This is a genomic window from Streptomyces sp. AJS327, from assembly GCF_013450295.1.
GTDB lineage: Bacteria > Actinomycetota > Actinomycetes > Streptomycetales > Streptomycetaceae > Streptomyces.
On sequence record NZ_SKBR01000002.1, the window covers coordinates 1,317,306 to 1,339,025 of the forward strand.

Here is a 21,720-nt window from a genome sequence, read left to right on the forward strand (position 1 = left end):
AGACGGCGATGCGTTTCCGGCATCCCGACGGCTCCACCGTGCACCTCGCCTACTGCACCAACGTGCACCCCGCCGAGGACCTCCCGGGCGTGCGGCGGCAGTTGACCGAGTACGCCGAACCCGTCCGGCGACGGCTCGGCGTGGACCGCCTCGGCCTCGGACTCTGGCTCGCCCACGACGCGGTGGCCGAACTCACCGCCCGCCCCGAAGAACTGGCACGACTGCGTGCCGCGCTCGACCGGCACGGGCTGGAGGTCGTCACCCTCAACGGCTTCCCCTACCGGGGCTTCGGCGCCGAACGCGTCAAGTACCGCGTCTACCGGCCCGACTGGACCGACCCCGCCCGGCTCGACCACACCGCGCGGCTCGCCACGCTGCTCACCGGACTCCTCCCGGAGGACGCCACGGAGGGCAGCGTCTCCACCCTGCCGCTCGGCTGGCACACCGGCTTCGGCGAGACCGCCCTGCGTGCCGCGCTCCACCAGCTCACCGAACTCGCCCGCCGGCTCGACGCGTTGGAGGAACGCACCGGACGCCGGATCCGCGTCGGCCTGGAACCCGAGCCCGGATGCGTGGTGGAGACCACCGCCGGGGCCGTCGCCGCGCTCACCCACCGGGCCGCTCCCCCGGCCCACCGGATCGGCGTCTGCGTCGACACCTGCCACCTCGCGACCGGCTTCGAGGACCCGGCCACCGCCCTCACCACCCTCACCGGCGCGGGCATCCCCGTCGTCAAGGCGCAGCTCTCCGCCGCCCTGCACGCCGAACACCCCGCACACCCCGAAGTCCGTGCCGCTCTCCGGGAGTTCGACGAACCGCGCTTCCTCCACCAGACCCGTGCCCGCTCCGACCCCCTCCGCCACCGCGCCGACGACCTCGGCCTCGCCCTGCTCCCCGGCGCCCTCCCCACCGCAACCCCGTGGCGGGCGCACTTCCACGTGCCGCTGCACGCCCCACCGGCCCCGCCCCTCACCGCCACCACCGACGAACTCGCCGCCGCCGTACGGCACCTGGTCGGTGGCGCCACGCCGCGCACCCACCACCTCGAAGTGGAGACCTACACCTGGCACGCCCTCCCACCCGGCCTGCGCCCCAGCACCCCCGCCGAACTGGCGGACGGGATCGCCGCCGAACTCGGCGTCGCCCGGGACCTGTTGACCGGACTCGGACTCAAGGAGCTGTCATGAGCGAGGGCACCCGGCCCCATCCCCTGCTCGTCCTGGACGTCGTCGGTCTCACCCCGCGACTGCTGCCACACATGCCCCGGCTGCGCGCCCTCGCCGACGCCGGGTCCCGGGCCCCGCTGTCCACCGTGCTGCCCGCCGTGACCTGCGCCGCCCAGTCCACCTTCCTCACCGGCCAACCCCCCTCCGGGCACGGTGTCGTGGGCAACGGCTGGTACTTCAGGGAACTCGGTGACGTCCTGCTCTGGCGCCAGCACAACGCGCTCGTCGCCGGGGAGAAGCTGTGGGACGCGGCCCGCGCCCGGCACCCCGGCTACACCGTCGCCAACGTCTGCTGGTGGTACGCCATGGGCGCCGACACCGACTGGACCGTCACCCCCCGCCCCGTCTACCACGCCGACGGCCGCAAGGAACCCGACTGCTACACCCGCCCACCCCGACTCCACGACGAACTCACCGACCGCCTCGGCACGTTCCCGCTCTTCCACTTCTGGGGCCCAGGCGCCGACCTCGTCTCCTCCCGCTGGATCATCGCCGCCACCCGCCACCTGCTGACCACCCGGCGCCCCGACCTCGCCCTCTGCTACGTACCGCACCTCGACTACGACCTCCAGCGGTACGGCCCCGACCACCCGCGCGCCCGGCGGGCCGCCGCCGAACTCGACACCGCCCTCGCGCCGCTCCTCAACCAGGCGGCCCGCGAGGGCCGCACCGTCGTCGCGCTCTCCGAGTACGGCATCACCCCCGTCCGCCGCCACGCCCACCCCAACCGCGCGCTGCGCCGCGCCGGACTGCTGGAGGTCCACACCCAGGACGGCATGGAGTACCTCGACCCCTGGACCTCCCGAGCCTTCGCCGTGGCCGACCACCAGATCGCCCACGTCTACGTGCGCGACCCCGCCGACCTCCCCACCGTGCGTCGGACGCTCGCTGAACTCCCAGGCGTCGACCGGCTGCTGGACGAGGACGGCAAACGCGCCCACGGCCTCGACCACCCCCGCTCCGGCGAACTCGTGGCCCTCGCCGCGCCCGACGCCTGGTTCACCTACTACTACTGGCTCGACGACGCCCGCGCCCCCGACTTCGCCCGTCTGGTCGAGATCCACCGCAAGCCCGGCTACGACCCCGCCGAGCTGTTCATGGACCCCCATGACCGCCTCGTCAGGCTGCGTGCCGCCACCGCGCTCGCCCGCAAGAAGACCGGCCTGCGCTACACGATGGCGGTGGTGCCGCTCGACGCCTCCCCGGTGCGTGGCAGCCACGGACTGCTCCCCACCGACCCGGACGACGGACCCCTGCTGCTCTGCTCCCGCCCCGACGCGCTCGACGCCCACCCCACCGGCCCGTTCCCCGCCACCTCCGTGAAGCGGCTCCTCCTCGACCTCGCGCTGCCCCCCACCCCTGACCCCACCCCCTGACCCCGACCCCCCGACTGTCCCGGCCCACCCGCCCGTCCCAGCCCGGGGCGCCGGGCCCCACCACCTCCGCGCTGGGCGGCCAGCCCCACCGGGCAGGAGGACGCGCGCCACCCGAGCCGCCCGCGCCGCTCCCGCCTCATCACGTACATCGCCCGGTTCGACCACACGGACCTCCACCACGACCCGGTGCTGGACGCCCGCGCGTACCCCTTCCCCCACCCCGAGTGCGGACTCGCCGCCACCCACGGCTACCCCTGACTCTCCCCACCCCGCGACCCGGCTGGCGACCGCCACCGAAACCCCCGCCGCCCCCGTGACCAGCGCGATCCGTACGCAGCGTGAGGGTGCTCTCACCATCGGTACCGCTCCGCCAACCGAGGTGAGAAGCACCCCGCGACCTTGCTATGGTTTCCGTGTCGCCGAGCCCGCGAGGCCCGGCACACACCCTGTCCGGGTGGCGGAATGGCAGACGCGCTAGCTTGAGGTGCTAGTGCCCTTTATCGGGCGTGGGGGTTCAAGTCCCCCCTCGGACACCACCACATCCCCACGGCTCCCACAGCCGTGGGGATGCGTCGTTTCCGCCCCACCCGCGAGCCCCCCCCCGAACGCTCGGCCCGAGCACGACCTCCCACGCAGCCCGGCACCGCTTGGCGACGAGCGTTTGTTGAAGGGGGTGCGGCGGGTGCCCGGGCTGCTGTCCCGGCTGGTGGACCGGTCACTGGTGGTCCGCCCGGGGACCGGCTTCGGCTGCTGGAGTCGGTGCCCCCTACTGCGCGGAACGGCTCGCCGACGCGGGTGGGGAGGACACCGTCCGCGCGCGGTTCGTGCGCTGCTGCGCCGAACTGGCGGAGCGGGAGAGCGCGTCGCCGCGCGTCCCGGTCCAACGGCGTTGCCTGGAACGGCTGGACGCGGAGACGGTCAACCTGCGTCGCGCCCTCGCCCTCGACCTCGCCGCCGAGAAGGGTGCCGAACACGCGGTGCGCCTGGTGTACGCAGACTCGGGCTGTGGACCGAGGCGGTCGAGGCGCTGACCTGGCTCGGCCGGATCGCCATGGTCGGTGGCCACGCCCGGCGGGCGAGGGAACTGGACGAGCGCCCGCTGGCCGTCGCCGCCGAACGGGCCTACGGCCAGGGGGAGATCCGCGCCGAGATCGGTCCGGGACTCGCAGCCCGGCTGGACGGCGATACGGAAGCCAGCAGGCGTCACCTGAACCGCGCGTGGGCAGAGAGCCGTTCGTCGGGCCACGCGGCCGGTGCCGGGTGGGAACCGGCGCTTCCGGCGGGACGTCGCCGTCCGACCGGTGCGTTCGCCCGGGCGGCCGGGGCGCGCGACCGCCCCTCCCGGTGACCGGCCCCGCGCTGGGGCGGGGCCGGTCGTCCGATGGGGCGGCTGGCTCGGGTGGTCGCTCAGACCACCGCTCCGGTGCCGCGCGACTCCTTCTTCTCCGTCGGCCGGCGGCTCGGTTCGGGCCGCCAGTGCTCCAGTGCCACCGCCAGCGGGATCGCGGAGAACACCGTCGAGGCCATGCCGACCGTCACGCCCGCGAGCAGCGCGACGGAGAAGTCCGTCAGCGAGTCACCGCCCAGGACCGCCAGCGCCACGAGGATGAACATCGCGCCCATACCGGTGTTGATGGTCCGCGGCAGGGTGCGCAGCACCGCCGAGTCCGCCAGGTCCGGCAGCGGCGTCTCGCGGTCGAGACGCCGCATCCCGCGCAGCCGGTCGAAGACGACGACGGTGTCGTTCACCGAGTACCCGATGACCGTCAGCAGCGCCGCCAGGAACACGCTGTCCACCGGTTTGCCGAGCCAGGCGAACAGGCCCACCACCAGCAGCACGTCCTGCGCCATCGCCACCACGGCGGCCGTGGCGAGGGTCCAGCGGAACCGCACGCTCAGATAGATGAGCTGGGCGGCAACGGCGACACCCAGCGCGATCAGCGCCTTGGTGCGCAGTTCGCTGCCGAGACTGGGCCCGACCTGTTCGTCACGCTCCACCGTGACCTCGCCGCCCAGCGGCTCCAGGCCCGAACGGATCTGTTCCTGCTGGTCGTTGGAGAGCTTCTCGGTGCGGACCGTGATCTCGCCGTCCCCGGACTCCTGTACGACGGCCCGGGGGAACCCCGCGTCCGCGACGGCCTCCCGCGCCTTGTCCACGTTCACCGGCTTGCTCGTGCCGTACTCCACGACCCGGCCGCCGGTGAACTCGACGCCGAACTCCATCCCGCGCAGGCCGATTCCGGCCAGCGCCACCAGCACGAGTCCCGTCATCACACCCAGCCAGAGGCGCGGCCGGTGGGCGATCCGCGGCCGCCGGGCGGTCACCCAGTTCCGCACCCGCGCGGCGCCCGTCAGGCCGAGCAACTTCGGCCGCCGCGCCACGCTCTTGCGGCGCACGGCGAAGTCGGCCAGCACCCGCGTGATCACCAGCGACGAGATCATCGAGACCAGCACACCGATGGACAGGGTCACCCCGAAGCCCTTGACCGGGCCCGTGGCCAGGAAGAACAGCAGACCGGCGGCGAGCAGCGTGGTCACGTTGGAGTCGATGATCGCGCTGTACGCCTGCTGGAAGCCGGTGCGCAGCGAACCGCGTGGGTCGCGCACCCGGCCGCGCAGGCTCGGCCGCTCGTGCTCCTCCCGCGCCCGCTCGAAGACCAGGACGTTCGCGTCCACCGCCATGCCGATCGCCAGCACGAACCCCGCCAGCCCTGGCAGGGTCAGCGTGGCCCCGATCGCGACGATCGCCGCGTACGACATCAGCCCGTACAGGCCCAGGGCGATCGTCGCCAGCCCCCCGAGCAGCCGGTACACGGCGATGATGAACAGGCCCGTGCAGATCAGGCCGATGATCGCGGCCTGCGCGCTCGCCTCGATGGCGTCCGCGCCCAGCGTCGGGCCGACGGTCCGCTGCTCGACCGTCTCCACCGGCAGCGGCAGGGCACCGCCCTTGATCAGCGCCGCGAGGTCGTTGACCTCGGTGTCGCTGAAGTTTCCGGTGATCTGGGTGGAGCCGCCCGTGATGCCGGAGCCACAGGCCACGTCCTCCTGCATGCTCGGCGCCGAGATGATCCGGTCGTCCAGCACGATCGCCACCCGCCGCGACGGGTCGCCCGGAGGCGCGCACGCGGCCTTCCCGGTGAGCTTCGCCCAGGTGTCGCTCGCGCCACCCCGGAAGTCCATGCTGACGTTCCAGCCGCCCCCGCGCTCGTCCAGCCGGGGTTCGGCGTCCTTGACACCGTCGCCGGTGAGCACGGACTTGCCCAGCCGCAGCTTGGTGCCCTTCGCGTCCGGGTCGGGCAGTACCCGCTCGCCCTTCCCGTCCGCCTTCGCGCCGTCCTTGCCCGAGCCCTTGCCCGGGTCCTTCTCCCCGGGCTTCGCCAGCCCCTCGACCGGGTGGAAGGTCAACTGCGCGGTCCGGCCGATCACCTTGGCCGCCTTGCGGGGGTCCTGCACCCCGGGCAGCTCGACCACGATCCGGTTCTCGCCCGAGCGGGCCAGCGTGGGCTCGGCCACGCCCAGCGCGTCCACCCGCTGGCGCAGCACCTCCAGCGCCCGGTCGGTGCCGGCGCCGTCGGCCTTCACCTCGGGGCCGTCCCGCGTCTCCAGCACGATCTGCGTGCCGCCCTTCAGGTCCAGCCCCAGCCGGGCGGGGGTCGTCAGGGCGAAGAAGAGCGACAGTCCGACGACGCCGATCGCCACCAGCGCCCGCCACAGTGGGGCGCGGGAGGAGCGCGGACCGGACGAGCCCCCGCGTCCCGAGCCGGAACTCCCCGGCCCCCGGGGACGACCCGGGCCGCCCGAACGCCGGGCGGGGCGGGAGCGGCGCGAGCGCGCCTTCGGCTCCGGGCCGTCCGGCCCGGCGGTGTCCTCGTCCCCCTCGGGGGACGAGGACGTGGTGGACGCCCGCGCCGTGGCGGGCTCTTTCGGAGCCGGGGCACGGGAAGCGCGCGGGGCGCGCGACCGGCCCGGAGTCTGGCGTGGTTCGCGGGGCTCGCTCGGTTTACGGGGCGACAAGACAACTCCACGGCGGAACGGTGCGTACGGCCCCGGCACCACCGGGACGTACGCGTGGGGAATGGGGGGTGTCCGCCGGGGCGGGACGCCGGGCTCCGCCCCGGGACCGTCGGCCACCGGGCCCACGGGGGACCAACGGCCGCCGGGCGGGACGGGGACAGACCCATGCGGGGTTACCGGAGCGCGCCCAGCCGCGCGCGGCCGGGCCGCCCCGGTGGGAGTGGGGAGTCCACTCCGGCGGACACGGAGATCGTCAACTGCTCCGGGCAGCGGGTGGACCGCGCGGAGCCTGTGGGGAGTGATCGGCGCGCGGCGGCGCGCGCTCCTGCCGTGGCCCGACGGCCGCACGCCCCTCCAGCAGGGCGGGAGCGCCGGGACCGGCGGCGGGTGGCCCGGCCGGGCCGAGGGGCTGGGTGGGCCAGCGCACCTCGTGCGCCGAGGCCGCCACCGCGTGCCGCGCGGCGTGCGCGTACTGCGGTTCCTGGCCGGAGTGCGCGGAGCGGGCCTGCCCGCTGTGGGCCGGGCCCTCGGCCGTCGCGTCCGCCACCGGCATGGGGGCGGCGCCGGACGCGCCGGGGGCCGCGCTCGCGACCAGGAGCAGCGCGCCCCAGACGAGGATGAGGGCGCCACGGAGCGCGTGTCGCGCTGGCTGCCGCATCGCCCGCCCCTTCCTCACCCCGTGGTGCCGCACCACGGATATCGCTCGCGTCCATCCCGCTCCGGGCCGGTCCGGCCCAGCTCGGTCCGGCTGGTCTGGCGGGTCCGTGGGTCTGGCTCGGCTGGTCCGCCGGTCGCGTGCGTTCAGCCGATCCGGCCATGAACCGTTCACCCTAGAGGACCGGCGGCCCGCGCACGAGCCGCGCCCGCCGCCGCGCCCGCCCCACGGCCGGTACGCCCTCCGCCGGGGCCGCGCGCCCCGCGTCACCGGAGCGCGGCGCGGACCCTCCCCGGTCACCGGGGGTGGCCCCGGGAGGCTCGGGTGAGGTGCGCGGCGAGGGTGCGCAGAGCGGTGATCGCGTCCGGGTAGTCGCCGGGCGGCGCGGTCTCCAGCAGTTCCGCGATGACGATCAGTTGCGCGACGCGTCCCGCCTCGGTCCGCAGCACCGGGAAGGTGGCGCGCACCCGGCGGGCGAACCCCGGGACCGTCAGCGAGGAGGCCAGCAGCGTGGCCGCGTCGTAGCCCCGGGGGGCCCGTCCGAAGCCCTCCCAGTCGAGCAGCAGCGGGCCGCGGCTGGTGAGGTTGCCCGGGTGCAGGTCCCCGTGGGCGGTGCTCCACTCGGTCACCCGGGGGGCCGGGACCCCCAGCAGCTCGGGTACGGCGCGGTCCACCCACTCCTGCCGCAGCACCTCGCGGTCGGTCGGCGTGCCCGCCACGGTCTCCAGCGCCATCCGCAGCGCGCCCCACCAGGAGGCCGGAAGCGGCGGCTCGTGCCGGAGGACCGGTCCGCCGGACAGCGGAGGCTCCGTGACGTACTGGCTCAACTCGGCGCGGAACGTCCCTCGTTCGTGGGTGTGCTCCCAGACCTGGAGCAGCGCGGGCTTGGGGACGCGGCCGTCGAAGATCCGCGCCGCCGTGTTGCCGTCGTGTAGGCGCCGGACCCCGTGGTGCTCGGGGGTGGAGGTCACGCGCAGCCAGGCCGGTCGGCGACCGGGGGCGCGCACCCGCCCGCTCAGGGTGCGCCCGTACCACCCCCAGACATGCCCGCCGTCCGGGCGCACCCGCAGCGCGACGGCGCTGCGGTCGAACACCTGGCGCATGAGCCGGGTCCGGTGGGGGTCGGCCGGTGGCGAGAACATACGGCCCTCCTCCCTCGGCCCGCGCGCACGCGCGCGGGCCGGATACGTGAGACGCGGGGCGACGGGGCGGGGCCGCCGGGCGGCGGTGGGCGGTTCAGCGGGGGAAAGCCCACTCGCGCCGGAGGACGTCCAGAAATGCTTCCCGTTCCCACTCGGTGGCGATACGCACCAGGGCGGAAGGCGGTTCCCACTCGTCGCCGTGGGGGGAGGCCAGGGTGAGGTGTTCACTCTCCACCCCCGTCACCATCCCCGTCACGTGATGTCCGAGGTCATGGGTGAAATCGCCCTTGCGGAATCCGTTCATGGTGGTTCTCCGGGGTTCTCCGGCGCCAATCTCCGCTGACGGGTTTTCGCCGCGGACTGTCCATGGCCCGTTCCGTGCGCGGCCACAGGGCCGAGAAGTCCGGTCTCGGCGTCCCGGGTGGTCTCGGCGGCTCTGAGACTATTGGGGGGTGATGCCGGGAATCCGGGACCGACACGAAGGCATCGTCCCGCCATCGCCGGGAACCCGCCGTCGCCCGTCTCCACGGTCGTCCGGGCGCACTTCCCCGCGACCAGAGTGCCTCGGTGGGGGAGAAAACCGACCGCGTTCCCCGGAAAATTTCGAATCTGGGTGACCGTGCGTTCACTTAGCCGTGTGGGACGGCTGTTCCCCGGGTGCGGGAAGGATGACCGAAAAGTGCACCGGTGGCTGTCGCGCTGAACACCGGTGGGATAGTGCCTTCCCGTGCCACCCGATCCATGTCGCCCGCCGTGCGGGGTAGTTCGCCGGCCACCGTGAAGTACGGCCGGAACACGCCCCGTGGCGCGGAGGGGTGGCGTGTGGCTAACACCGGGGCCGGGTGGGAACGGTGGAGGTTCTCGCCGGGGATCCGGATGGGAAAGGGCTTTTCGTGAACCCGTCGCGGGGAACGGGCCGCGCCTCCCGCGCTGTCCTGGGTGTCGTGGGAAGGGTCGGGAAGGGGGCGGGCCGGACCCCAAAACCCCTGGCGCACACTGCGGTTACCCTCGCGTCGTACCTGGTCAGGGTCGGTGCTTGAGAGGGGAAACCGTTGCCGCGAAGCCGGTTGGCCGGAGTGCCGCCGTGGACGGGTGTGGGGTGAAGGCGGGTGACCGGCCGCCGCTTCACAAACTCCGGCCGTGTTCCCGTGCTGCCGTGGTGTGGTGTCGAACACCCACCATGGTGGACGGCCTATTTGTCGGCTGGAATTGACGTGCGAGCCATTGTTACCCGATGATGCTGGGCATACCAGGACGTCGTGTGGAGGGCAGTCATGGCGCAGAAAGTCGTCACCATTGTCACTGACGATCTCACGGGGGAGGAGAGCGAGGACGCCAAGACCGTCCCCTTCTCCGTGGACGGCATTGAGTACGAGATTGACTTGTCGCCCGAGTCCAAGGACTCGCTTTTGGAGGCCCTGGGTCCATTCATTCAGGCGGGTCGGCGCGTCCGGAAGAGCCGTGGCGCGGTCGGGTCCCCGAGGAAGTCCGCCGGACGTCCCCAAACCAACCCGGACACCGCCAAGATCCGGGAATGGGCCAAAGAACAGGGCTACGAGGTGAACGAGCGCGGCCGTATCCCGGCCGGTATTCAGGACGCCTACGCCAAGGCCCACTGATGTCCGTCGCCCGCCGGGCCACCCGCGCGCGGCTCCGTACATTCGGGTAAGTGGGTCGCGGGACGGTCGCAGCCCCGGGCGGTGGGACGGTGTCCCGCACCTCCGTCCCATGCGCCGATACCCAAGGTGGAGCGCGCGCACGCATGACGATCCGCACGGGATCGGACCGGGCCCCGGAGAGTGAGCCCGTTCGACGGGGTTTTCCGGTGCTCTGAGGTCCGTCGTTCGCCGGGCCGCCCGGGACAATTCCGGGCGGTAATGGCGTCATTCCCGGAAGAGCCCCGTCCCTCGGGGCGTCCCGGTCCCCGGGCCACGCGAGCTGTCGGCCGGTGGGCCACCGTGTTCGCGCGTGGTCTCGGCCTCGCCGCGCGCCCCGGTGAGGACCTGCCAACCACCGCCGCGAGCACGGGTGTTCGCGGCGGTACCGGTGGTCGGTCCGCCACCGAGCACGGTCGAACTCCCGCCCTGACGGGCGGTCTCCGAGTTCCTGATCTCCCGTCTCCTGCTCCCGTCACCCGGCCAAGTCGCCCCCGGCGGCGGTCGGATGAGCCCCTGGGGCGAGCCGGACGTAACGGCGGGAACCGGCCGGTCACCTCTTCCGGGGGCCGTCCACCCGCCCCCGTGTCCGTCGAACTCCCCTCCATGGCACGGAAGTTCACGCTGACGTGGGCGCCCCGGACGGGGCGGTGCCCGCGGCTCGGCGCGCCCCCGTCCCGGGGTGGCGGCACCCGGTCCGAGTCCGGCTCCGGGGACGGCGTTCTCGGGTGCCCGGTGCGCCCGGACGCCCGGTGAGAACCGGCTCCCGCGCGGATTCCACGGGATGAGATCCGGGGTACGTCCGCTGGCGCGGGCGCCGTCCGCGTCGTCATCCCGCCATCCCCGCTCTCTCACGCCGTTCCGGCGTCCTGGTGTGCGGCGCCGTGCCCGGGGCGGGAGGGGGTGCCGGGGCGGGTGGGGAAGCGGTTGTCGCTTCCGTGGCGAGCGGAACCCCCGGTGAAAACCGACCGGTTGCCCCGCTCTTCGGGACGGCCGGGTCATCCCGCTCCCGGCGGGCCACCCGCCTCGCCTCGGTCCGTCCCGCCCGCCGGGGTGCCCCGAGCGGGCCGGAGGCGCCCCGGGGTGGGGGAAGGAGGCCGTGAACGACGGACACCGGAGCCGAGCCGGAACGGCGGACCCCGGTGTGCCGTCCGATCCGGACGGCGCGCATGCCAACTCGCCCCGGACGAGGGGGATATGGCGGGGACGGCTGCCGGTGCGGGGAGCGTGCCGGGAGGGATACCCGGAGGGGCTGGACCCCCGCGACCGGGTGAACGGCCCGGGGGTGTGGCCTCGCGCACGGCGCTCGGCACGGGGCACCGTACCGCTCGGCGGGCGTTCCGTCAGCGTCCCGCGCGTCAGCGGGGCGAGCTGGCGGCGGTGGGGCCGTGCCGCGCGGCGGTCAGGCGGGGAGCCGACGGACCATCAGCAGGTTGTCGGTCCGGGGGGTGGGCCGGCCCTCGGGGTCGTCCTGTGTGCGCTCGAACTCCTCCGAGCGCAGCACCTCCCACTCGCCGGGGGGCAGTTCGAGGGCGCCGAGCACCTCGTTCGGGGTGGGGAAGTGCGCGTCCGCGTGGTGGTGCTGGTGGTCCGCCCAGGCGGGGCCGCCGGTGTGCCCGACGACCAGCAGGACGCCGCCCGGGGCGGTCGCCGCGGCGGCCCCGCGCAGGATCCGCTCCCGTGGCATATCGCCGTGGTCGTGCAGATAGTGCGCGCTGACCAGGTCGAAGGTGCCCTCGGGGAAGGTGCTGCCCAGGTCGTGCCGCTGCCAGTCGACCCGCTCGGCCACACCCGCGTCGCTCGCGTGCGCGGCGGCGCGCCGCAGGGCCACGCCGGAGACGTCGGCGCCGGTGACCCGCCAGCCGCGCTCGGCCAGCCAGATGGCGTCGGCGCCCTCCCCGCAGCCGAGGTCGAGGGCGGTACCCGGGGTGTACCCCTCCACCGCGCGGACCAAGGCCACGTTGGGGCGGCCGCTCCACATGCGCTCGCTCTCCGCGTAGCGGCTGTCCCAGTGGTCCTCGTGGCTGACCGCGTCGTCGCTCATCGGTGGTTTCCTCTCCTCGTCGGCCGGGACCTCCCGGCGCCGGTGGCCGGACCCGCCGTTCGGTGCGGCGGTGGCTCGGTGGCCAGCCCGTCCCATCCTGCTCGGGGCCCCCGCTGACCAGTGGGGAGACGCGCGGGGTGGCCGGCCGGCACGGCGGTCCGGGTCGGTCGTCGCTCCGGCCGTCCGCCGGGGCGTGGGTACGCTGACGATGGTGCGTCCGGGCCCGGACGCCGGCCAAGATCTGTTGCCGGAGTGGCAAACGATGGACGGGGACGAACTCGCGCGGGCGCTGGCCGTGGTCGGCCCGCGCCTGCGGGCGCTACGGCGCGAGCGGGGCTCCACCCTCGCGCGGCTCGCCGAGCGCACCGGGATCTCGGTCAGCACCCTCTCCCGGCTGGAGTCCGGACGGCGCAGGCCCACCCTGGAGCTGCTGCTCCCGCTGGCGCGGGCGTACGGCGTGCGGCTGGACGAGCTGGTCGGCGCACCGGAGACCGGGGACCCGCGCGTCCACCAGCGGCCGGTCACCCGGAACGGCGCGACGCTCGTGCCGCTCACCCGGTACGTCGGCGGGCCGCACGCCTGCAAGCAGATCCTGCCGCCGGGGTACGGCGGCCCCGGGCACCCGGAACAGCGCGTGCACGAGGGGTACGAGTGGCTGTACGTGCTGTCCGGGCGGCTGCGGCTGACCCTGGGCGCGCACGATCTGGTGCTGACGGCGGGGGAGGTGGCGGAGTTCGACACCCGCACCCCGCACGGCTTCGCCACCGTGGGGGAGCAACCGGTGGAGTTCCTCACCCTGTTCGGCCCGCAGGGCGAACGCCCGCAGCTGCGCGCCCGCCCCGCCCGCGAGAGCTGAACCGGCGCCTTCCGGGGCCGCCGGGTCCGGACCGCCGCCCGGATCGCCTCGCGTGTGTCAACGCCGTTCGCCGCGAACCGGCCGTGGCCGGGGTGGAGTTCGGTGCCCCGAGCGGATACCCGGGGTGGGTTCCCGTGCGTGGCCGGGGAGGAGCGGGCCCGGGTCGTGACGTGCTGTCCCTCTCCAGCACGGTGGCCGGGCAGGTCCGTCAGCATCCGTGCCAGGACGGTGGGTTGGGCAGCGTTCTGGCAGGGATGCCGCCGCGCACGGCGCCGTTCACCAGGGGCGGAGCCGCCGTGGGACGCTTCCGGCGCCGGAGCCGGGACGCGCGGGACGGCCGGAAGCGGGCCCGGGACGCCCGGACCGGCCCAGGCGGTATAGCCACCGCCGGGTCCGGGTAACCACCCCACGCCCGGAGATACCGTACGAGGACAGCACCACCCTGACTCAGCCGCCGGTCCGCCACGGACCGGCGGCTGGCGCGCGAAAGGAACGAACACCGTGAACCCACTCACCGGCCCCGCGAAGGACTGGTTGCGTCGGCTGAACGCCGGGCGGACCGTCCGGGAACCCGCCGCGCGGTTACTGTGCTTCCCGCACGGCGGCGGATCGGCCAACTACTTCGCCCCGCTGGCCCGGGAGTTGCCCGCCTCGCTGGACGTCCTGGGCGTGCAGTACCCCGGCCGTCAGGACCGGCGTACGGAGCCCGTGCTGGACGACGTCCGGGAACTGGCGCGCCGGGTCACGGACGTCCTGGCCGAACAGCCGCCCCAGCCCACGGTGTTCCTCGGGCACAGCCTGGGCGCCTACGTCGCCTTCGAGGTCATGCACGACCTCCAGCGGCGCTCACTGCCGCTCCCGGCCTGCCTGCTGGTGTCCAGCCAGGGGGCGCCCCGGGCCTGGCGGTGGCGGGAGAGGGCGTACGAGCTGAGCGACGAGGTCATCGTCGGCCACGTCCGGCGGATGACGCGGGCCGAGCTGCCGGAGCTGGACGACCCGGAGGTGCTGAGCGTGCTGCTGCCCGTGCTGCGGGGGGACTTCAAGGCGGCCGACACCTACCAGGCCACCGTGGAACAGCGCCTCTCCTGCCCGATCAGCTGCTACCTCGGCGAGGAGGACGACTACGTGCGGCGGCAGGACACGGAGCTGTGGCGCGAGGAGACCACCGGCGAGACCCGGCTGAAGCTCTTCCCCGGCGGTCACTTCTACCTCGACGCGCGCATACCCGAGGTGGCGGCGGCGATGACCGCGGACATCGACGAGTTCCTGGAGGCGGCCACCCCCACCGGACACGGTGCCTGACCGCGCCGGTGGACCCGGAGGGGGACCACCGGCGTCCGGGCGTGGGCCCGCGCCCCAACGGGCGGCGGACCGGCGGGTGTTCGCGGCCGTGGGCCGGGCCCGGACAGTCGGGCGCGGAGGCTGGGGTGAGGACCGGGGAGCGGCCCCGAACCGGCCCTCCGGCCGGGAGCGCACCATTGATCCCAGCGCACCGCGGTACACGCCGTGGTGGCCGGTGCCCGACGGTGGAAGCACCGGTGCCCCGCCCGGGCCATCCGCGCGAGCGGTCCCCGTTCGCCCCTGACCCAACGGGAGTCTGACACTGTGTCACCACTGTCCTCAGCGCCCCCTGCCTCCTCGTCGGCGCCGTCGGCCCCGCCCAACGTCCTGCTGCGCGGCGGGCCGGACCACGTGACCTCCACGAAGCGGGTGCGGTACGTCCCCGACCCGGAGGCCACCCTCAAGCTGGAGGTCGGCAACACCTACGAGCACTTCGAACCGACGGCGGAGACCGCCGAGCACGAGGGCCGCCCGCTCCGTGTCCTGCGCTGGACGCGGCGGACCTACGTGGCCGAGTAGCCCCGGCGGACCGGTGCCCGGGTCAGGTGGTCCGCTCCGGTGCGCCGTCCCACGGGCCGGTGGGCCGCGCCGCCCCGCGCAGCGCGGCCACCACCGGCTCGGGGTCGTCGACCCAGAACCGCAGGGTGCCGGCTCGCTCCACGGCGCCCAACGGACGGCGGAACTCCACCGGTTCGGCGAGTTCGACGGTGACGTTGGTCTGCCCGGCGACCGCCAGCTCCGCGGTGCCGTCCGCGTCCACCCGCACCAGCCCGCCGCCGCGCGGGAACCGGCGGTCCAGCCGGACGGCGGTGACGCCCCCCGCCGGCGTCCGGATGTCGACCAGCGCCCCGTACCGCACCCGCAGGGAGCCGTCCGCGCCGACCAGGTGCGGCCTGGTCACGCAGGAGGCGTGCAGCCCGAGCGCGAAGAGGACGCCCCAGACGTCCAGCACCAGCACGACTAGGTGCACCGCGGGCCACGGGATGAGGTAGGCCAGGGCCACCGTCTCCACCACGGAGACGAGGATCAGCGCGTACATCAGCGCGGACTGCGCCGCGGCGTAGCCGCCGACGGTGTCCCCCGGACCCGCGCCGTGCGGGGGACGGCGGGTCAGCCACCTCAACTGCGCGCCCAGCAGCGCGAACTCGTGCCGGGCGAGCCGCCGGACGACCGCCGGTACCGCCGCGTCCAGCGCCCGCGCGGCGGCGGCGCGCGGGACGGTGCCCGACCGCCGCGCGGCGCGGTAGGCCCGCACCACGTCCCACAGGTGCGCCGTGAGCCCGGCCAGTACCGCGAGCCCGCCCGCGGCCAGCAGGGGCGGGGCCACCGCCACTCCGTTCGCCACGCACAGTAGCAACGTCCACTCGACGAGCAGCAGGGCGCCGAGCAGCCACACCTTCCACCGGCTCATCGCGCGCGCTCCCAGAGCAGTCGCATGGTCCGCCGCAGCACCTCGGCCTGCGCCGGGGTGTGGTGGGCCAGCAGGGCCTCGGCGAAGGCGCCGCCCGGCACCCCCTCGTCCATCTCCACCGCCGACCGGGCCAGTTCGGGCGCCAGCTCGTCCGGCATCAGCGCGGCGATCGCGGCGGCGACCTCGGGGATCCGGGGGTCGTCGACCGGGGCCCCGGCCAGTTCGTCGAGGCGCGCGTAGATGTCGTAGGCGGCCCGCATCGCCTCGCTGTCGGCCCGCAGCGAGGCGAGTAGTTCGGTGAGCCAGGCGTACGACGCCGACTCGGGAGCCGCGTCCAGCAGGGCCAGCACCTCCCGGTCGCGCGCGGCCATGTGCGGTTCCGCTCCCGGGAGTCGCGCGGAGTACTCGGACATCTCCGTGAAGAGCGCGGTCAGTTCGGGCGAGACGGGGCCCTCGGGTGGCAGGCCACCGGAGGCGTCGGCGTTCCGCAGCAGTTCCGCGAGCCGCTCCCGGCGCTCGCGGACGCTCCGCTCCTGCCGGGCCAGGTCCTCGTCCAGCTCGGCCAGCACCTCGTGGGTGTCGCGCCCCTGGTCGTCGGCGAGCACGTCGCGGATCTCGTCCAGGCCCAGGCCGAGTTCGGTCAGCCGTCGGATCCGGACGAGTTCGATGGCGCCGCGCAGCCCGTACACGCGGTAGCCGTTGGACCGGCGTTCGGGTTCGGGCAGCAGCCCGATCCGGTGGTAGTGGCGCACGGTGCGGGTGGTGACCCCGGCGAGCGCGGCGAGTTCTCCGATACGCATGTGATCAGTAGAAACGTTGACGTCGCGACAGGGTCAAGGGAGCCCGGAGCGCCGCCGTCCGTCCGCGCCGGGGCGGGGGGCCCGGCGGGGACGCCGTGGCGGGTTCGCCGGGTGGGCGGGACGGAGGGGCTGGTGGGGGAGGCGGATACCCTGCACCACGAACCGGGGGAGTCCGGGGCGGCTTCGGCCGGTGCCGGGTGGGGCGGACCCTCCGGCGCGCGGTCCGCCGTCCCGGGCCGTGGCGGGAACCCGCCGCGGGGAGAGGGGGATGACCAGCGAGGAGGCGGTGGGCCGTGGCGGACAGTGGGGCGCCGGAGTGGGCGGCGCGGGTGGACGGACTGCTGCGGGAGGTGCGGCGCCAGACGTCCCGCGACACCGGACCGGACGTCCAGGACGTGCTGAACTGGCTGCACCGGCAGACCGGCGCGCAGCTCGCGGTGGTGGTCCACGACGCGGGCACGGTGGAGTCGGCCACCCCGGACTTCCCCCACGGGGTGCTGGACCGCCTCACTCCGCTGCTGGCGCGGATGTCCGACGGGCAGCTGGCCGCCGCCGCGACCCCGGCCGGGCCGCTGCACGTGCGCTGCGAGGCGCTCGGGGCACACGACGCGCGTCCGGTGCTGGTGGTGGTCGGACGGACCGAGCCCACCCCGGACGAGGTGGCGCTGACCTCGCACGCCGGGACCCTCCTCGCGCTGCTGCGCCAGGCCGGGAACGGTGACCGGGCCTGGCTCGGCTACCAGGACAAGGCGCACCAGGTGCGGTTCGCCGTGCTGCACGCGCTGATGGCCGGCGATCCGATGCTGGCCCGCCGGATGACGACCGGTGCCGTGCCACGGCTGCTGGAGGCGGACCGGCTCCGGCTCCACCTGCTGTACTGCCCGCCCGCGCGGGGCAGCGGCATAGCGTGGGCCCACCAGGACACCGCCGGGTACCACGGCCCGGACCTGCTGATGCGGTGCCCCGTCTTCAAGGACCACCTGATCTGCCTCATCGCCGAGGACGCGGACGGTACCGCCCCGGCCGGCGGGCACGGCCGGGCGCTGCGCCGTCTCGTGCGGGACAACCCCCGCTACGCGCTGGGGATCAGCGGCGCGCACCCGCTCGGCGGGACGACGGCCGCCTACGTGCAGGCCACCCACGCGCTGGCCGCGGCCCGCGCCGCGCCCGGCCGTGTCGCCCACTACCACGCCAGGACCCCGCTGGAGGGCGTACTGCCCCGGCAGGGAGCCGTCGAGTGGGCCAGCGAGCTGCTCCGCCCGCTGGCCACGGCGCCGCGGGCCAGCGCGGACATCACGGGCCTGTCCCTGCGCATGTCCCGGTCGGGGGTGGCCCGGCTGCTCGACCTGAGCCGCAACACCGTCACCGCGCACCTCAGACGGGCCGAGCGGGCGCTCGGGCAGGACCTCACGGACGTCCACTCCCGGGCCACCGTCCATCTGGCGCTGGCGATCAGCGAGGCCGGGCCCGCTTCACTCCCCGACCACCACCGGGCCCCGCCGAGCCTGGACGGGCTGCTGCGCAGCGAACCCGCGGCGGCCTGGGCCCAGACGGTCCTGCGGCCGCTGTGTGACCGACATCTCCGCACCCTGCGGGTCTGGATAGACACCAACACCGACGCCCAGCGCGCCGCCGTCCGGCTGGGGGTGAGCCGGAACACCGTCCGTGCCCATCTGCGCGCCGTCGAGGCGCTGTTGGGGCTCGACCTGCTGACCACCGGGGCCGGTGTCCACGATGTGGTGTACGCCCTGCGGATCGCTGGCGCCCGCGCTCCCTGGGCACCGTGCACACCTGGCGCCGCCGATTGAGCACCGTGCACCGTGGCCGGAGCCCCCCGTCTCTTCTAACGTCATGACGAGGGTCGGCGTACCAGGGGAACGGGGGTTCCCTGTGTGCGCGAGCACGCGGTGCCGGATCGCCGGAGCCGCCGTGCCGCGCGGCACTCCACCGCCGGGGAATCCTCCGCACCGGGATCACGGGGCCTGCTGGGCCGGGATCGCCGGGGACGGACGCCCCTCCGGCGCGGACGGGGTGCCGCGTGCCCCCTCCAGCCAACCGCTGTGCGTTCACCGCTCGTTCGCCGGTCAGCCGGGCGTGGCCGGGGCGCCGCGGCCGCTCTCGTGGAGGCGTCCGGGGAGAGGTCTCTCCCCCCGGCGGGGCACCGCGCGGGCGCGTCGTCCACCGCCGGGGGACACCCGGGCCGAGGCCGGGCGTGCGGGTCAGTCGTCGCTGGCGAACCGCCCGTCGTTGGTCTTGCGCAGCCAGCCGCGCTCGGCGAGCCGCCGCAGCTTGCCGCGCGCCGGTTCGACCACGCGGGGCTCGACGCCCAGGTCGAGGACGACGCACACGTCCTTGGCCATCATCGGCTCCTCCTCGGACCGCACCGTCTCCCAGATACGCCGGTAGTCGTCCGGCAGTTCGGTGCCGTCCATCTCCGCCTCCCGGTGCGGCACCACGAGGGTCTGCCCCCGCTCCGCACCGGCCGACGAGCCCGCGCGGGTCTGCGCCGGGACCGGGTCCTCCAGTCTCCGCAACACCTTCTCGGCGACCGCCAGTTCCTCGCGCTCCGCGCGCGCCTCCTCCAGCTGCCTGGCCAGTTCCTCGACGCGCGCGTCCAGTTCGGCCCTCCGGGCCGCGATGCTCTCCAGCATCCTCATCCCTCTTCTCGTGCGGATACCTCGAAATGGATCATAGGGAGCGGGTGGTGCGGACGGTGTGACATCGCCGGAAACCACCCGGAGTCGGCTGGACTTCCGGTACCCGCCGCGCACCTCCCGCGTCCCCACGGGACGTGGGACGAGCCGCCCGTCCCGACCCACCGCCGGTAACGTTCCCACATCCGGCCCCGGCGGGCTGGCCGGTGCCGCTCGCGGAGGGTGGCGATCCGAACACCCCGCCGTACGCGGGGTGTCGGGTCCGCCGCCCCGCCGGGTCCCGCCGGCCCTCCCGGACACGAGGCGAACCAGCCCGCGCGGCACGCCGGTTGGCGCCGCGCGGGCCCGGGGCCGGTCAGGCGGGGCCCTCCTCGCGCACGTCGAAGCGGACCCCGGCGCGCACCAGCCGCGCGGTCAGTGCCTCACCCATCGCGGCGGCCGTGGTGACCTGGCCGGAGGTCTCCGGCAGCCCCCCGTCCAGCGCGAGGCAGAGGGCGGACTCCGCGAGGAACTTGGCGGTCTCGTCGTACCCCGGATCGCCGCCCGACACCTCGGTGACCACTCGGCGTCCACCGCCCGTGCCGACGAAGCGCGCCGAGAACCAGCTCCGGGCCCGGCGCGCCGCGTCCGGACCCTCGCCCGGGGCCAGGCGCGACATCAACAGCCGCCGGGTGGAGGGGTGCTGGGCGAGCAGGGCCAGCGTGCCCAACCCCGCGACGCCGCCGACCACGGTCGGCAGGTGCCTGACCGCCGCGTAGTGCCGGTAGCGGAAGTCGGGGCCGTAACGTTCCAGCGCGGCCGCCGAACGCCCCACCACACGCGGGTCGATGGTCGGCAGCGGCACCGCCCAGTCGCCCTGGTCCGCCCCGCGGCGGATCCGGTCCACCGGGGTGCGCACCGTCCGGCCCGGGGGCCGGGGGTCGGCCCGCCGCCGCTCCCGCGCGGTGCGCGCCATCCGCCGCCCGCGCGCGAAGGCCAGCAGCGCGCTGGAGAAGGTGCCGCCCGACAGCCCGGCGTTGGACCGTACGAAGCCGTCGACCCGCAGCGGCACGCCCTCGGGCAGCCGCTCGACGGTGAGGCGGACCCCCAGGTCGTACGGGATCGAGTCGAAGCCGCAGGAGTGCACCAGCCGCGCCCCGGTGCGGCGGGCCCGTTCGTGGCAGCGGAGGTAGGTCAGGTCCACGAACTCCGGCTCTCCGCTGATGTCCAGGTAGTCCGTGCCGGTGTCGGCGCACGCCGCGACCAGCGCGTGGCCGTAGCGGATGTACGGGCCCACCGTGGTGGCCACCACCCGTGCGCTGGCCGCGAGTTGACGCAGCGCGGCGCCGTCGGTGACGTCCGCCTCCAGCAGCGGGAGGTCGGCGAGGGCCGGGTGGGTGGCGGCCAACTCGGAGCGGAGCGCCGCCAGTTTCCGCGCGTCCCGGCCCGCGAGGGCCCAGCGCAGCCCCGGGGGCGCCTGCCGGGCCAGGTAGTGGGCGGTGAGACGGCCGGTGAACCCCGTGGCGCCGAACAGGACCACGTCGTACGGGCGGGTGTTCTCCCGCGCCGCCGTGCCGCCCGGGGGGTGTCCGCCAGGGGCGCCGTCCGCCCGCTCGTTCCGCTCCGGCACCGCAACTCCTCGCTCTCGTCCGCCGCGTCGGGGTGGCCCGGGCGGGGCCCGGGCCACCCCGGCTATTTCAGCAGACGCGACATCCGCCGGTCAGCGAGGATGCGGCCATCGGTCTGACAGGCCGGGCAGTACTCCAGCGACGAGTCGCGGAACACCACCGACCGGACGGTGTCCCCGCACACCGGGCACTCCTCGCCCGCGCGGCCGTGCACCCGCATGCGCGCCCGCTTGTGCCCCCTGAGCCGTCCCGCCGCGACCCCGCCCGCCGCGGCCACCGCCTCCCGCAGCACCGCGCCGATCGCCACGTACAGCCGGCCGGTCTCCTCCTCGGTCAGCTCGGCGGCCAGCCGGTACGGCGAGAGGCGGGCGGCGTGCAGGATCTCGTCCGAGTAGGCGTTGCCCACCCCGGCCAGCACGCTCTGGTCGCGCAACAGCCCCTTGACGCGGTGCCGCTGGCCGCGCAGCAGCCCGGCCAGCACCTCGGGAGTGAAGCCGGGGTCCAGCGGGTCCGGGCCGAGCCGGGCGATCCCCGGCACCTCGTCCGGCCGCCACACGCAGTACACCGCGAGGTCCTTGCGGGGCCCGGCCTCGGTGAGGTCGAAGCCGGTGCGCGGGGGCTCGGCCAGCTCCAGTCGCAGGGCCAGCGGTCCCCGGCCCGGACGGGGCGGGGTGTCCGGGAGGCGGTCGTGCCAGCGCACCCAGCCCGCCCGGGCCAGGTGGAGGACCAGACGCGGGCCGTCGCAGGCCAGGTCCAGGAACTTGCCGTGCCGGGCGACGGACGTGACGGTCCGTCCGTCCAGCGCGTCCAGCGGTGGGTCGTAGGTCTTGAGCACGTTCACCGCGAGCGGCAGCACCCGCGCCACCGGGTGTCCCACCAGCCGGTCCGCCAGGAAGCTCCGCAGGGCCTCGACCTCGGGCAGCTCGGGCATCTGGT

General features: G+C 75.0%; 19 protein-coding genes and 1 tRNA gene. 10 read left to right on the forward strand and 10 right to left on the reverse strand.

Features of this window, described 5'->3' with window-relative positions; all coding sequences use genetic code 11:
• Positions 1-8 precede the first annotated feature (8 nt).
• From eboE to E0L36_RS15305, 5 genes are all read left to right on the forward strand, one after another.
• Positions 9-1,187 (forward strand): metabolite traffic protein EboE, encoded by a 1,179-nt coding sequence (eboE, locus tag E0L36_RS15285; RefSeq protein WP_180929572.1) that lies wholly within the window; start codon positions 9-11, stop codon positions 1,185-1,187.
• Positions 1,184-2,602 (forward strand): alkaline phosphatase family protein, encoded by a 1,419-nt coding sequence (locus E0L36_RS15290; protein ID WP_180929573.1) that lies wholly within the window; start codon positions 1,184-1,186, stop codon positions 2,600-2,602. The genes eboE and E0L36_RS15290 overlap by 4 nt, the downstream gene beginning before the upstream one ends.
• A 448-nt stretch (positions 2,603-3,050) precedes the next feature.
• Positions 3,051-3,138: transfer RNA gene (locus E0L36_RS15295), tRNA-Leu, on the forward strand.
• A 288-nt stretch (positions 3,139-3,426) separates the two neighbouring features.
• On the forward strand, positions 3,427-3,633 hold the full coding sequence (locus E0L36_RS15300) for a hypothetical protein (protein ID WP_180929574.1): 207 nt from the start codon (positions 3,427-3,429) through the stop codon (positions 3,631-3,633).
• Between the two features lie 20 nt (positions 3,634-3,653).
• The gene (locus tag E0L36_RS15305; RefSeq protein ID WP_180929575.1) at positions 3,654-3,950 is read left to right on the forward strand and encodes a hypothetical protein; all 297 of its coding nucleotides are present in this window, start codon (positions 3,654-3,656) and stop codon (positions 3,948-3,950) included.
• 59 nt (positions 3,951-4,009) lie between these two features.
• Here E0L36_RS15305 and secD read toward each other — a convergent pair whose 3' ends face one another.
• The 4 genes from secD to E0L36_RS15325 form a co-directional block, all read right to left on the reverse strand.
• Positions 4,010-6,304 (reverse strand): protein translocase subunit SecD, encoded by a 2,295-nt coding sequence (gene secD / locus E0L36_RS15310; RefSeq protein WP_374705538.1) that lies wholly within the window; start codon positions 6,302-6,304, stop codon positions 4,010-4,012.
• Positions 6,305-6,872: 568 nt separating this feature from the next.
• Positions 6,873-7,277, reverse strand: coding sequence for a hypothetical protein (locus E0L36_RS15315; RefSeq protein WP_180929576.1), 405 nt, complete (start codon positions 7,275-7,277; stop codon positions 6,873-6,875).
• A 293-nt stretch (positions 7,278-7,570) separates the two neighbouring features.
• Complete coding sequence (locus tag E0L36_RS15320; protein WP_180929577.1) at positions 7,571-8,416, reverse strand: phosphotransferase family protein; 846 nt, start codon at positions 8,414-8,416, stop codon at positions 7,571-7,573.
• 94 nt (positions 8,417-8,510) lie between these two features.
• Positions 8,511-8,720, reverse strand: coding sequence for a hypothetical protein (locus tag E0L36_RS15325; protein WP_180929578.1), 210 nt, complete (start codon positions 8,718-8,720; stop codon positions 8,511-8,513).
• A 970-nt stretch (positions 8,721-9,690) separates the two neighbouring features.
• Between E0L36_RS15325 and E0L36_RS15330 the strand changes: the two genes are divergently transcribed.
• Complete coding sequence (locus E0L36_RS15330) at positions 9,691-10,035, forward strand: Lsr2 family protein (RefSeq protein ID WP_180929579.1); 345 nt, start codon at positions 9,691-9,693, stop codon at positions 10,033-10,035.
• A 1,438-nt stretch (positions 10,036-11,473) separates the two neighbouring features.
• Here the strand turns inward: E0L36_RS15330 and E0L36_RS15335 are convergent.
• Positions 11,474-12,115: a class I SAM-dependent methyltransferase gene (locus tag E0L36_RS15335; RefSeq protein ID WP_180929580.1), complete on the reverse strand. Its 642-nt coding sequence runs from the start codon at positions 12,113-12,115 to the stop codon at positions 11,474-11,476.
• A 262-nt stretch (positions 12,116-12,377) separates the two neighbouring features.
• On the opposite strand from E0L36_RS15335, the gene E0L36_RS15340 reads away from it, so the two are divergent.
• From E0L36_RS15340 to E0L36_RS15350, 3 genes are all read left to right on the forward strand, one after another.
• Positions 12,378-12,971: a helix-turn-helix domain-containing protein gene (locus tag E0L36_RS15340; RefSeq protein WP_180930028.1), complete on the forward strand. Its 594-nt coding sequence runs from the start codon at positions 12,378-12,380 to the stop codon at positions 12,969-12,971.
• A gap of 501 nt (positions 12,972-13,472) precedes the next feature.
• Positions 13,473-14,273 carry a thioesterase II family protein gene (locus tag E0L36_RS15345; RefSeq protein ID WP_180929581.1) on the forward strand — a complete coding sequence of 267 codons (801 nt, stop codon included), beginning with the start codon at positions 13,473-13,475 and terminating at the stop codon, positions 14,271-14,273.
• 303 nt (positions 14,274-14,576) lie between these two features.
• The gene (locus E0L36_RS15350; RefSeq protein ID WP_308416770.1) at positions 14,577-14,831 is read left to right on the forward strand and encodes a DUF5988 family protein; all 255 of its coding nucleotides are present in this window, start codon (positions 14,577-14,579) and stop codon (positions 14,829-14,831) included.
• Between the two features lie 22 nt (positions 14,832-14,853).
• On the opposite strand, the gene E0L36_RS15355 is transcribed toward E0L36_RS15350, so the two are convergent.
• Positions 14,854-15,723, reverse strand: coding sequence for a hypothetical protein (locus E0L36_RS15355; protein WP_180929582.1), 870 nt, complete (start codon positions 15,721-15,723; stop codon positions 14,854-14,856).
• Complete coding sequence (locus E0L36_RS15360) at positions 15,720-16,523, reverse strand: MerR family transcriptional regulator (RefSeq protein WP_180929583.1); 804 nt, start codon at positions 16,521-16,523, stop codon at positions 15,720-15,722. The genes E0L36_RS15355 and E0L36_RS15360 overlap by 4 nt, the downstream gene beginning before the upstream one ends.
• Before the next feature lie 293 nt (positions 16,524-16,816).
• Between E0L36_RS15360 and E0L36_RS15365 the strand changes: the two genes are divergently transcribed.
• Complete coding sequence (locus E0L36_RS15365; RefSeq protein ID WP_180929584.1) at positions 16,817-18,331, forward strand: helix-turn-helix domain-containing protein; 1,515 nt, start codon at positions 16,817-16,819, stop codon at positions 18,329-18,331.
• A gap of 411 nt (positions 18,332-18,742) precedes the next feature.
• Here the strand turns inward: E0L36_RS15365 and E0L36_RS15370 are convergent, their stop codons facing one another.
• The 3 genes from E0L36_RS15370 to E0L36_RS15380 form a co-directional block, all read right to left on the reverse strand.
• A complete protein-coding gene (locus E0L36_RS15370) occupies positions 18,743-19,180 on the reverse strand; it encodes a hypothetical protein (RefSeq protein WP_219636573.1) in 438 nt (145 codons plus the stop codon).
• A gap of 352 nt (positions 19,181-19,532) precedes the next feature.
• Positions 19,533-20,696: a saccharopine dehydrogenase NADP-binding domain-containing protein gene (locus E0L36_RS15375; RefSeq protein WP_308416808.1), complete on the reverse strand. Its 1,164-nt coding sequence runs from the start codon at positions 20,694-20,696 to the stop codon at positions 19,533-19,535.
• Positions 20,697-20,848: 152 nt separating this feature from the next.
• Positions 20,849-21,715 carry an Fpg/Nei family DNA glycosylase gene (locus E0L36_RS15380; RefSeq protein WP_180929586.1) on the reverse strand — a complete coding sequence of 289 codons (867 nt, stop codon included), beginning with the start codon at positions 21,713-21,715 and terminating at the stop codon, positions 20,849-20,851.
• Between the last annotated feature and the right edge of the window lie 5 nt (positions 21,716-21,720).